At 47.1% G+C, this 12596-nt stretch carries 12 protein-coding genes; all 12 read right to left on the bottom strand.

Annotated elements, in window-relative coordinates:
- Positions 1 to 99: 99 nt before the first annotated feature.
- Positions 100 to 393, bottom strand: coding sequence for a BrnT family toxin (locus NTU69_05075; protein ID MCX5802893.1), 294 nt, complete (start codon positions 391 to 393; stop codon positions 100 to 102).
- A 195-nt stretch (positions 394 to 588) separates the two neighbouring features.
- Positions 589 to 2871 (bottom strand): xanthine dehydrogenase family protein molybdopterin-binding subunit, encoded by a 2283-nt coding sequence (locus NTU69_05070; protein MCX5802892.1) that lies wholly within the window; start codon positions 2869 to 2871, stop codon positions 589 to 591.
- Between the two features lie 2 nt (positions 2872 to 2873).
- Positions 2874 to 3341 carry a (2Fe-2S)-binding protein gene (locus NTU69_05065; GenBank protein ID MCX5802891.1) on the bottom strand — a complete coding sequence of 156 codons (468 nt, stop codon included), beginning with the start codon at positions 3339 to 3341 and terminating at the stop codon, positions 2874 to 2876.
- 9 nt (positions 3342 to 3350) lie between these two features.
- Positions 3351 to 4331, bottom strand: coding sequence for a xanthine dehydrogenase family protein subunit M (locus NTU69_05060; GenBank protein ID MCX5802890.1), 981 nt, complete (start codon positions 4329 to 4331; stop codon positions 3351 to 3353).
- Positions 4332 to 4476: 145 nt separating this feature from the next.
- Positions 4477 to 5772, bottom strand: a complete 1296-nt coding sequence (locus NTU69_05055) for a phenylacetate--CoA ligase (protein ID MCX5802889.1) — start codon at positions 5770 to 5772, stop codon at positions 4477 to 4479.
- 74 nt (positions 5773 to 5846) lie between these two features.
- Positions 5847 to 7583, bottom strand: a complete 1737-nt coding sequence (locus NTU69_05050; protein ID MCX5802888.1) for a hydantoinase B/oxoprolinase family protein — start codon at positions 7581 to 7583, stop codon at positions 5847 to 5849.
- Positions 7580 to 9676, bottom strand: coding sequence for a hydantoinase/oxoprolinase family protein (locus tag NTU69_05045; GenBank protein MCX5802887.1), 2097 nt, complete (start codon positions 9674 to 9676; stop codon positions 7580 to 7582). The genes NTU69_05050 and NTU69_05045 overlap by 4 nt, the downstream gene beginning before the upstream one ends.
- 86 nt (positions 9677 to 9762) lie before the next feature.
- The gene (locus NTU69_05040) at positions 9763 to 11388 is read right to left on the bottom strand and encodes a methylmalonyl-CoA mutase family protein (protein MCX5802886.1); all 1626 of its coding nucleotides are present in this window, start codon (positions 11386 to 11388) and stop codon (positions 9763 to 9765) included.
- Between the two features lie 9 nt (positions 11389 to 11397).
- On the bottom strand, positions 11398 to 11793 hold the full coding sequence (locus NTU69_05035) for a cobalamin B12-binding domain-containing protein (protein MCX5802885.1): 396 nt from the start codon (positions 11791 to 11793) through the stop codon (positions 11398 to 11400).
- A 3-nt stretch (positions 11794 to 11796) separates the two neighbouring features.
- A complete protein-coding gene (locus NTU69_05030) occupies positions 11797 to 12084 on the bottom strand; it encodes an FCD domain-containing protein (GenBank protein ID MCX5802884.1) in 288 nt (95 codons plus the stop codon).
- Between the two features lie 2 nt (positions 12085 to 12086).
- Positions 12087 to 12356, bottom strand: a complete 270-nt coding sequence (locus NTU69_05025) for a GntR family transcriptional regulator (GenBank protein ID MCX5802883.1) — start codon at positions 12354 to 12356, stop codon at positions 12087 to 12089.
- A gap of 60 nt (positions 12357 to 12416) precedes the next feature.
- Positions 12417 to 12596: CoA transferase (locus NTU69_05020; protein ID MCX5802882.1), on the bottom strand; the 180-nt coding region annotated here is incomplete at its 5' end.

Raw genomic sequence — 12596 nt, 5'->3', positions numbered from 1 at the left:
AATAAAATATCATTATCCAGTCTCACTGTAGTTGAGATCTTTTTGGGTCTATAAAACCTACCCCTTACACCTTTAGAGAAATCATATTCTTTCTTTAATTCAAAATCCGATTGTTTCATATTGCTCCTTTTCTTTTTTTGTAGCTTTTCTTGCCGATATAATTCTAATAACTTCCTCTCCATTTTCTTTAAGGCAGTATAAATGTCCCGCTACAATCAACTTCCCTTTGTATGTAGTACCAATGGTTACCCATCTTTCCTCAAAATTGCTGAATCTTTCATCTATAATGGAGATGTGAAATGGGTCGTCAAATATCTCCTTTGATTCCTCGAATGATAATTTATGTTTCTTTACATTTGCCCTATTTTTATTTTCAGCCCATTCAAACTCCATAACATATTTTAAGTAAATGTAAATACATTGTCAATACATTTCACACGTCACGCTTTAAGAATCACATTTTGCGTTATGGCTGGAACAGTGTTCTGGCGAAATACATTAATGCAGAGGGGCAAGCTATTTGCCAGCCTGCCCCTCTGGTGTTTTCCTGTTTTTGCTCCTTTCTGCTTACTCCCTACTGCTTACTCCTTACTGTTTTTTAGTCTCCTTCTCTTTCAGTGCCTTCAGTATCTTTTCCGGTGTTATAGGCAGGTCTTTGATACGGACACCTACCGCATCATAGATTGCATTAGCAATTGCAGGTGCTGTAGGGACGAGACCCGGTTCCCCTATGCCTTTTGCCCCGAAAGGTCCATCCTTTTCGTCTGTTTCCACGATTACGGCCTCAACCGGCGGCACATCCTTTGCAGTCAGCATCTTATAGTCGAGGAAGTTTGCATTCATCAACCTTCCATCACGGAAGATCATCCTCTCACTTAAGGCATAACCAAGCCCCATAAGCCCGCCACCGTATATCTGTCCTTCAAGGAGCATCGGGTTAATAGCCCTTCCCACGTCATGGGCCGCAATGTATTTGAGCACCCTTACCTCTCCTGTTTCCTTATCCACCTCTACTTCAACCCCGTGAACCCCGTATGCGTAAGACATAGAGAGATTCCCCTTGAAATCTTTATCGAAGTTCTCATTGGCAGGGTCATAGAAGTATTCTGCCATCAACATCTTGCCACCTGAGGCATAGTGGGTCTTCCTCAATACCTTCCCGAGGGGAATGTTTTTCTCCTTATCCTTTGTTGAGAATATAACCCCGTTCCTAATGTCGAGCACTTCAGGACTTTCACCGAGACTCTTTGAGGCAATCTCAAGAACCTGTGCCTTTATCTTCTTTGCAGCGCCAAGCGCAGAATTCCCTGCAACAAAGGTTGTCCTGCTCGCATGAGCACCTACATCCCAGGGGCACACATCCGTGTCATTATTGATAACGTTTATATCATCAACATTCACACCAAGCACCTCTGCCACTATCTGGGCAATGATCGTCTCCGAACCCTGACCTATCTCTGATGAACCTGTGAAGATATCTATCTTTCCATAATCATCGATTTTTATCATCGTGCCGCAGCCATCGGATTTGTATACCCTTGCACCTCCCCCGACATGTATGAGGGAGGCCATTCCCACGCCCCTGCCGTCATGTCTTCCCTTCTTTGACTGCCAGTCAAGCTTTTTCACCACCGCATCGATACATTCCTTCATGCCGCAGCTTGTAATCTTGAAATTCTGGGGTGTTATCTCACCTGGTTCGTTCGCATTCTTAAGCCTGAACTCATAAGAGTCAATGCCAGCCTTCTCTGCCAGTTGCTCTATAGAAGATTCTATCGCAAAGGTTGCCTGCGGGTTGCCATAGCCCCTCATTGCCTGGCTGTAAGTATTATTTGTATATACACACTGTGCTATGTATTTGATATTGGGCACCTTGTAAAGGGATGAGATTGGCATCATCATCACCGAAGGGGTTGTTGCACCCCAGGATGTATATGCACCGTTATCGAGTATCATGTGTATCTCTCTGAATAGTAACGTCCCTTCTTTCGTACATCCATGGGATATCTTTGTAATGGTGTTCTGCCTCGGTGATGTAGCAAAAAATTCTTCCTCCCTTGAGAACACGACCTTGACTGGTTTTCTTGCCTTCAATGCAAGTAGGATAGCGATGTATTCATACGCATATGTATCGAGTTTACTCCCGAATCCACCACCTATTACACACTGGATTACCCTCACCCTTTTGTTCTTCAAACCAAAGGCACCTAGGGCATCGATATAATCCCTCTGGGCAAGATAGGGGATCTGTGTATTGCTATACATCGTGAGATTATTGTTCATATCAAATAAGGCAATACAACCGCTTGTACCCAGGCAGCAATGGGTAACCCATTGTGTTGAAAATGTATCCTCCACAATGTAGGCTGAATCTGCCTTTGCCGCATCAACATCACCACAGATTAGCCTCCATGGCAATTTCAGTATATTTGATTTCAGCCCTTCGTGCAGTATCGGGGCACCTTCTTTCATGGCTTCGAGGGGGTCAAAGATGCCAGGAAGTTCTTCATATTCGATATCTATAAGCTCAAGGGCTTCCTCTGCAATCTGAGGGTCGATCGCAGCAACAGCCGCCAGTTCATCCCTCATGGAGAGGACCTTACCTGTTTTAAGGGGCGGATTATCCTTGAAAAAACCAAACTTGAAGGGCGGGGTGTTATAACCTGTAATTACGGCCTTCACGCCTGGTAATTTCTCTACCCTTGAGGTGTCTATCTTCAGTATCTTCGCATGGGGATATTTGCTGTAGAGGATCTTACCGTAGAGCATCCCGGGTATTTTCAAATCCTGTATGTATATGGCGCTACCTGTTACCTTTTGAGGGGCATCCATCTTGGGGATCCTTTTTCCAACCGTTAGAAACTCTTCCATAATCACCTCCCACCCACAACAGTTTTTATCGCATCAATAATCTTCACATAGCCCGTACACCTGCAAAGGTTGCCTGCGATAGATTCCTTTATATCATCCTCTGTAGGTTTTTTTTTCTCATCAAGTAAGGCCTTTGCAGCCATAATCATGCCGGGTGTGCAAAAACCACACTGAACTGCCCCCTGCTCAATAAATGCCTTCTGCAAGGGATGCAGTTCTCCATCCTTTGAGAGAAGCCCTTCTATGGTCGTAACGTTTTTACCCTCGACCTCAAGTACAGGGTATAAACATGAATTAATGGCCTTGTCATTTATAATCACCGTGCAGGCACCGCACTCCCCATACCCACATCCTTCTTTTGTTCCTGTAAGCCCATAAACCTCTCTTAGAAAATAAAGCAAGGTCCATTCAGGTTCCACCTCCACCTTCACTTCCTCGCCATTCAAAATAAAGACTATCTCCTTTTTCATGTCTCCCCCTTACCAAAGTCTCTCAGGATAGACCGTGTCATCCGGCCTGATTATCCTATCAATCGATCTCATAATGGCCCTCTTGACAAGCACCTTTATCATCTCTCTCCTGTACCACGCCTCTCCTCTTACGCTGTCCCTGGGAGATGCCTCATTCGCCGCAATCTCACTTACCTTTTCAAACAACTTTTCAGAAATAACCTTACCCTTAAGGGCCTCTTCGGCCTTTTTTGCCCTTATAGGTCTTGGTGCAACAACACCCATTGCAATCCTTACATCCTCACATTTGAGTTCTTCATCCTCAAACCGGGCAAGTACATTCGATATGCTTTCAATGGTACAGAGCATGTCTTTACAGCGGACTTCGCCCCCGCTCTTACCTATAGAGATGGTAATCCTCACCCCTATCCCTAAGATGGGAAGGTCCATTGCCTTTCTCCTCGTATGCTTAATATATGCAGAACCTGTATTATCTCCAAAAAGGGGCATAGCAAACTCTTTTACCAATTCCCCTTTTTCAAGGACTGTTTTGCCCGGCCCCAAAAAGAAATCGTCAATCGTAACCTCTCGTTCGCCCTTTTGTCCAAGGATAGCTACATTTGCATCAAGGACAAGGAGAGGACATGCCGTGTCGGCTGAGGGTGCGGCATTGCAAATGTTGCCGCCAATTGTGGCAACATTCCTTATCTGGATGGAGCCAAGGTTACTGGTGGCATCATAAAGGGCTGTATAGTGGCTCTGGATAAAGTCATTATTCTCTATCTCGCCATGGGTGGTACCACTCCCGATACGCAAGCCTTTCTGTTTGTCTATATAAGAAAGGCCGCTTATATTCCTCAAAGAAATCAAATTATTAGGTGCAATCTTCTTCTGCCTGAGCAAGACCATAACATCAGTCCCGCCAGCAATGTACTGTGCCCCGTCAAGGGTCCCCATCAGTTTAATTGCTTCTTTAATAGTCCCTGGTTTATGGTACTCGTATCGTTTCAAGATAACCCCCTTTTCTTAAAAAATAAAGGGTTCAAGGGTTCGAGGATTCCCTGTCTGCCAGCCAGGCAGGAAGGATTCAAGTGGTTTTAAAGTGCTTGACCCCTTGACCCCATGGTCCCTTGAATCCTGGTGTTAACAATGCTTTTCAGTCTCGGTTATCAAACACCCTTTTTGTTTTTCTCTCTGACCTCGGTAATCCCGCATAGTCGACTATCTCAATATCCCCGCTGACAAGTATCTGTTTCTTTATCTCCCGCTCGATAACCTTCTTCACCTTCTCATCATCCTTTTGAGAGGCATCATTTGCCCTTTCCACCTTAATTGTCATGTAATCCTTCCCGTCCGCCTTTCTATCAAGGATGACCTGGAATTCACTTCCAACCCCTTTTATATTTGAAAGGATGAGGTCAATCTGGCTTGGATAAATGTTTACCGCCCTGAATATAAACATATCATCTGACCTGCCCAAAATCCTGTCATGCATGGGCATAATGCTTCCGCAGGGACATTTTTCGATTATCAACCTTGTAAGGTCTCTCGTTCTATAACGGACAAGGGGCGCTGCTTCCTTGCGGAGTGTAGTCACTACCATTTCACCCACCTCTCCTAACTTGACAGGTTGAAGTGTGTCAGGATTGAGCAGTTCAAGTATATAGTAATCTGCCCAGTAATGGATGCCTCTGTGATAGATGCAGTCCAATCCTGTTCCTGGACCATAGAGTTCTGTAAGCCCCGGTATATCGAAGAGCTGCTCCGGCTTTACCCCTGACAACTCACTTATTCTTGCCCTCATCGCATCACTTGACCGTTCAGAGCCAAATATCATTTTCTTTAGCGCAATCTTGCCCTTAAGTCCCCTCTTGTCTATCTCCTCTGCCATGAGTAAACCCATCGATGCCGTGCAGCAGATTGCTGTGGTTTGAAAGTCTTCCAGAAATTGGCACTGCATATCGAGGTTCCCGGGCCCAATGGGTATAGACATCGCGCCAAATCTTTCGCAACCATTTTGAAATCCCCACCCGGCTGTCCACACGCCATACCCGACAGCTATCTGGATCCTGTCTTCCTTTGTGCACCCTGCATATTCATAGCACCTTGCAAACATATCAGCCCAGTCATCCACGTCCTTCTGGGTATAACACAAAACCTTTCTTTTACCCGTTGTTCCGCTCGATGCATGGATACGCGTGATCTTTTCAAAAGGCACACTCCGTAGGGGAAAGGGATAGCCTGCCTGAAGGTCTTTATTGGAGGTAAATGGCAATTTTCTTATGTCATCGAGGGTTTTTATATCATCCGGCTTAACCTTTGCTTCATCAAAGCTTTTCTTGTAAAATTCCGAATTTCGATACACATGGTTTAATGTCCATTTAAGCCCTTCAACCTGAAAGGCGAGAAGCTCCTTCTCCGTCTTCTGCCTGGGTCCAAATCTCTGTTCCATATTCACCCCCGTCCTAAATGCAATAGGTACTATGCAGTAGGGAGTAAGCAGCAAAGATTTTAACTGCATACTGCTTAGTGCTTACTGCTTACTTTTTTCTCTCGTAGTTTCTTTGTCTCTTCCATATTTACCGCAAATGTTGCAGTGTCGATCACAACACCGTAGTTAATCCTGGCACTTTCAAGGCTGACATATCCTTCTATCACGTCGCTGGCCACCATTTCGGGCTCGCGTTCGAGCGGATTGCCGTAGCCGCCCCCGCCAGGAGCATCGATGGTCACCACGTCGCCCGGCTTCAGTTGGGTTAATCCATAGGAATTTCCCGGCACTCCGTTGACCAGGAACTTCGCCCTGGTACCTGGTTTGCCGTCAAAGAGCCCTTCCGCCGGATAGACGTACCTTCCCGCCTGGATTCCCAGGTTGACGGGCGGGATCGGGGCATACTGGTCGTCAGGCACCTTGAAAATTTCCCTTTTCCCGAGACCTCCCTTCATCTTGCCGAGACCGCCTGAATCAGTGAGGAGTTCTCTCTTCTCCACAATAAGTGGGGTGTCGCTTTCAAATATCTCAACAGGCGTGTTCGCACCGTTGGCCGGGAAGATGTAGATGTAATTGCCGTCGTTGGCGGCGCCCGCTCCCATGCCACCTCCCCTTATGATCACGGAATGCCACGGCTTCCCGTCTTTCCTTTTCCCATAAAACACGTTCATCGCAGCAGGGGTACCGCCGGAGCCTGCAATCACCCTGTTGGGCAGGACATCGGACAGGGCCCGGTAAATGACCTCGGTAAGGAAATGACCCACCCCCATCCGTGCGGCCACGGCTGCAGGAAACTTGCAGTTCACAACACTACCCTCAGGGGCGGAGAGCTTTATAGGCCTGGTACAGCCGTCGTTATTGGGGATATCAGGGGCAAACATGCTTTTCACTGCCATGAATACATAGGCATAGGTAAAATTGAAGACCACGTTGCCGCCCCAGTTTACCTGCGGGGAAGAGCCGTCGAGGTCCACGATGATATTGCTTCCTTTTATCTCGACCTTCGCCTGGATAACGATGTCCTCTTTTTCCTTTATCTGCTCGATTATGCCTTTGGCCCGGTAGATACCGTCCGGGATTTTTTCGATCTCCTCCCTCATGCTTTTCTCAGTGAGGCCAATAATCTGGTCTGCCAGGTCATCGAGACTGTCAAGGTCACTCTCCTTGAGCATCTGGCGTACCTTCTCGGCACAGACATGGTTCGCAGCTATCTGCGACCGGATATCCCCGATAACCTCATCGGGCGTCCGTACGTTCCACCGGATCATGTCCAGGACCGACTCGTTGAGGACCCACCTGTCATAGAGCTTAACGACGGGGATAAAAAGGCCTTCTTCGAAGACGTCATGGTTGTCCGAGGCAACACGGCCACCGATATCGGAGTGATGAAAAACACAGGCTGTAAAGGCGGCCAATTGATCCTTGTAGAAGATAGGGCTCATGACGCATACATCATTCAGGTGGCCCGCCAAAGCCCAGGGATCATTCGTAATAAAGGCGTCACCAGGCTGGTAATAGTCTATAGGGAACTTGTTGACGAGATTTTTTATTCCCAGGGCCATGGCCCCCGACTGCCCGGGGGTTGCAAAACTCCCCTGGGCCAGTTCCCTGCCCAACTTGTCCGTAAACATGCAGGTGTAGTCATGGGCATCCCTGAGCAAGCTCGAGAATGCCGTGCGGGCGACGCTCGAGTCCGCCTCATCCACAATGGAAATAAGTCTTCTCCATAAGATCTCTAACGTGATCGGATCAAACGCACGCCCCATTTTCATACCTCCTTAAGATCAATCCACAGAAACCCAAACTCATCTGTCGATACATGACTATCCTCGCCTACGATGAGGGTCGACTCCTTTTCCTCGATAATTGCCGGCCCTTTAAACCGGGCCTTTGGAAAGAGTTTGTACCGATCGTAAACCGTATAGGGGATAAACTTCCGGGCAATCGGGGAGTAAGCCTGGCGCTGTCCCTTGGTTGCTGCATCGAGAGACTGCCCCTTCTTCCCATCAAGCTTGGGCAGTTGCAGGAGCCGCTCGGGAAGGCTGGCCCTCACCTTGAAATTGATGAATTCCACTTCCGATTCAGGATAGGTCCTGCCATAGAGTTTCTCATAGACCTCGTCAAAGTAACGCCGAACGTCCGTTCTCTTGAGTTCTGTGAAATCCCCGGCAGGCAGAGGAACATTGACTTCCGAACCCTGTCCCACAAAACGCATGTCGAGGGACCGCTCATATCGGATGGTCTCATCCGCTGCTTCCTTCTTCAGTATTTTACCGGCATCCGCTTCGAGCCCCTTAAAGATATTCTCTATTTCATTAAAGGCTACATTGTTCAGGGAAATCTTGTGACTCCGGAGGAGATCAAACGCCCGCGGAGCGGTGAAAAAGCCCATAGCTGAACCTACCCCGGCATTCGGTGGCACAAGCAAACGGGGGGCTCCCAGTTTCTTAGCCAGGCCATAGGCGTGAACCGGTCCTGCCCCTCCGAAGGCGGCTATTGTTACGATCTTGGGGTTTCCACCTTTTTCGGCGATATGCGTCTTCGCTGCTGCTGCCATCGTCTCGTTGATGAGATCGTGAATCCCCCAGATAGCCTGGATGAAGGAAACCCCTAAGGGCTTGGCAATCTTCTCCTCGACGCCGCGCCTTGCCCCCTCCCTGTCGAGCTTCATCTCCCCCCCGAGAAAATAGTTCTCGTCGAGATAGCCCAGCAGGAGATCGGCATCGGTCACGCAGGGGTCTGTGCCTCCCCTCCCGTAGCAGATAGGTCCCGGTGCTGCTCCGGAACTTTCCGGCCCAACCTGAAGGGTGCCCAGCTTGCTTACCTTCGCAATACTGCCGCCCCCAGCCCCTATCTCCATCAAGTCGACAACAGGAACCTGGATCGTGAGGCCGCTTCCCTTCATGAACCTCTGTACGCGCCCCACTTCGAAGGTCGGCACAACACCGGCGACCCCTTTCTGGATCAGGCATGACTTGGCCGTTGTACCCCCCATGTCAAAACAAAACATCTCCGAAATATTGAAGTGCCTGCCGTAGTATTGGCCTGCGATGACTGCCGCGGTCGGCCCCGACTCGATAATCCTTACCGGAAACTCGGCCGCCGTTTCGACAGAGGTAACTCCGCCGCTCGAAAGCATGATAAAGAGCTTACCTTTGAAACCGATCGACGTGAGCCTGCCGGCCAGCTTGGACAGATACCGTCCCGTAAGAGGCTTGACGTATGCATTAGTGACGGTGGTGCTCGTTCTCTCATATTCCTTGATCTGTGGCAAAACATGGTATGAAATGGAGACAGAGATGCCCGGGGCTTCCTTTTCGATGATCTCCTGGAGCATCAGCTCATGGGATGGATTCTCAAAGGAATTAATGAGACAGACAGCAATAGATTCAAGGCCCATATTGAGGAGGGTACGGACTGCACGACTTGCTTCTTCCGGGTCTAAGGCTTTTATGACGCTCCCATCGCTTCGGACCCTCTCATCCACTTCGATGCGATATCTTCTGGGGATCAGAGGCTTGGGAAATTCGGCGAATATGTCGTAAGGTGCGTAGCGCAGCTCCCTTCCAATTTCCAGGACGTCCCTGAAACCCTTCGTCGTGATGAGTCCTGTTTTGGCTCCCTTTCTCTCGATGATGGAATTGATGACGAGGGTCGTTCCGTGTATCAACTCATCCAGCTTCGCTACAAAGTCAGGCGCGGTGGCCTCCAGCACCCTTATCCCCTCTTCAACGGCATCCGAGGGGTCCTGGGGTGTGGTCAGACACTTACCGGTCTTCATCTCCCCAGTTTGATCGTTAAGCAGGACAAAGTCAGTGAATGTGCCACCTATGTCACAGCCCAGCCGGTAATACTTGTCTTTCATATATTCCTCTTTTCTAATCTTAGGGTTCAAGGATTCGAGCGATTTGAAACACTTGACCCCTATGACCCTGGAATCCCGATCTCTAATTAAAATATCGATGGTTCTTTAAACTCACCAAATACTTCTTTAAAAACTTTTGTCATTTCCCCAACTGTTGCATACTCTTTAATACATGTAATAAGGTAAGGCATTACATTCCTTTTCTCCCTTGCAGCCTTCTCAAGGTCTTTTAATTTCTGCGTTACAGTTCTCGTATCCCTTACCCTCTTTATCTCCTTAAGTTTCTTAATCTGCTGGCCTGCAACATTAGGATTATATTCATGGAGCTCAACCTTTTGTGCTTCTTCTTCTCCCATCACATATTTATTGACACCGATCTTTATCTTCTTTCCTTCCTGAAGGGCCTTCTCAAAGAGGTATGCCTGTTTTGCTACTTCCCTCTGCACGTAACCATTTTCAACAGCGTGTGCCATACCGCCAACATCCTCAACCCTCTTCATCTCTTCCCTGATCTTCTTTTCCATCTCCATTGTAAGCCATTCAACATAGTATGAACCTGCAAGAGGGTCCACTGTGTCCCTTACCCCTACCTCCTCAAGTAAGAGTTGCATGGTCCGGAGGGATATTAATGCTGCCTTCGGTGTGGGGATCGTGTACGCCTCATCATAGGAACAGAGGGCCATTGTCTGTGTCCCGGATAAGGCCGATACCATTGCATAATAAGCACTTCTCACGATATTCACTTCAGGTTGTTCTTTTGTAAGCCCCCCTCCGCCTCCACCGGCGAGCATTCTGAACCATAGAGACCTCGGGTTCTTTGCCCCATATTTCTCTTTTATAAGTTTCGCCCACATCTTCCGGGCCGCTCTAAATTTCGCAATCTGTTCAAAGAAATTTCCATAGATATCGAGATTGAAAGAAAACCTGTGAACAAAATCATCTATATTTAATCCCCTCTGAAGTACATGGTCTATATATGTGCTGGCAATCTCAAAGGCATAGGCAATCTCCTGTGCCGGGGTCGCACCTGACTCCCTGATATGATAGCCGCATACACTCACAGGATTTGTACGCGGGAGGTATTTTGCAGAATACTCAATCGTATCACCTATCAGCCTGATTGAAGGCTCTACAGGAAAAATCCACATGCCCCTCCCTACCATCTCCTTCAGTATATCGTTTTGAGGGGTAGCGCTTATTATATCAGGGGAATATCCATATTTTTCTGCAACCACCTGATACATGGCGAGCATGATACTCGCCACTGCATTTATCGTAAGACCGGAGCCAATCCTATCGAGCGGTATATCCTTAAATGCCTCTTCAAAATCCCTCAAACTATCCACAGCCATTCCAACCCTTCCGACATCGCCTTCTGCAAGTGGGTCATCAGAGTCAAGACCCATCTGGGTCGGAAGGTCAAAGGCCACATTAAGACCTGTCTGCCCCTGAGAAATAAGAAATTTAAATCTTTCGTTCGTCTCTTTTGGTGTCCCAAAACCAGAATACTGCCTCATTGTATAGGGCGTTTTTCTGTACATGAATTTATGGATACCCCTGGTAAAGGGATATTCACCCGGGTCATTGAGGTCAGCTTTATACTCAAGGTCTTTTATGTCTTCCGGACCATAAACAGGTTTTATTGATATCCCTGACTCCAATATGACTTCCTTAATATCTTCCCCATCCTTTATATATGATGCTACACCCATATTCCCTCCCTACCCCTTTATGCTATTCTTAAGAAACGTTATAATTGTATCAAAGCTCGTACCATTGGGAAATACCCCTTTTATACCTATATCGTGGAGTTTCTTGATATCCCCTTCCGGTATAACCCCTCCTACAACCACCATCTTCTCACCAATGCCTTTTTCTTTCATCCTTTTGATGAGTTTTTCACAAATTGGTATATGGGCACCCGACAAGATGCTTAAGCCTATTATATCAACATCCTCCTGAAGGGCAACATTGACAATCTGATCCACAGTCTGGTGTAATCCAGTATAAATTATCTCCATGCCTGCATCCCGTAATGCCTGTGCTACAACCTTTGCCCCCCTGTCATGGCCATCAAGTCCCGGTTTTGCTATGAGAATCCTAATTTTCTTCTCCAAGGTTTACTCCTTTCTTGATTTCTTTCTTGACTCCTGTTTCATCTTCCTTTTGATGAGGTCCCCCCCTCTAATGATGTGTTTCCTCACAAGCTTCTCTACCTGCCGGGCATTTTTTACCTTCATCAATCCAATCATATCCTTGTGGTCCTTGATTGAGATTTCTGCCATACCTTCATATCTAAATATAATGATTCTATATCGATAGATATAATCCCTTAAATCATTGATAATGGTGTATAACTTTGAACTTTTTGCAGCCCTGTATAATCTTTCATGGAATTCAGTATTCAATCTTATAATCTCTTCAGTGTCCCTTTTTGTAAGGCATTTACCGCAAAACCGCCCTTTGGAAGTTTATGTATGAGCCCTTCCTTTTCAAGCTTTTGAATGGCCTCTCTCACAGGGGTTCTGCTTGTTCCCATCTCCCCTGCCAGCTTCTCTTCTATAAGCCTTTTGTTCGGCGCCAAAACTCCGTCGAGAATGGTAGCCTTCAGGCTCTTGTAAACCTGCTCTCGCAAAAATCTCCCTTTTCTTATGGTTTGTTGATTATCGGTGGTATCCATTCGACCTCCCCAAGTTCTTAGGGGTTGGGGGTTAAAAATATACCCTATACCCTTTTTTATTTAAATGACTCCCTTTGCCTTCAATTCCCCCAACTGCTTACTTGAATAACCAAGAATCTTACAATAAATCTCTTCGTTGTGTTCTCCAAACCTTGGCGGGAATTTTAATTTTTTGTTAATAGATTTTACATAACTGTTTGTGACCGGTTGGGGGGCAAGATATATTGTGACACCTGTCTT

Source organism: Pseudomonadota bacterium (assembly GCA_026388215.1).
In the GTDB taxonomy this organism is placed as follows: Bacteria; Desulfobacterota; Syntrophorhabdia; order Syntrophorhabdales; family Syntrophorhabdaceae; genus JAPLKF01.
Note: the sequence above shows the minus strand (reverse complement) of the source record. Positions and strands in the feature narration are given on the sequence as shown.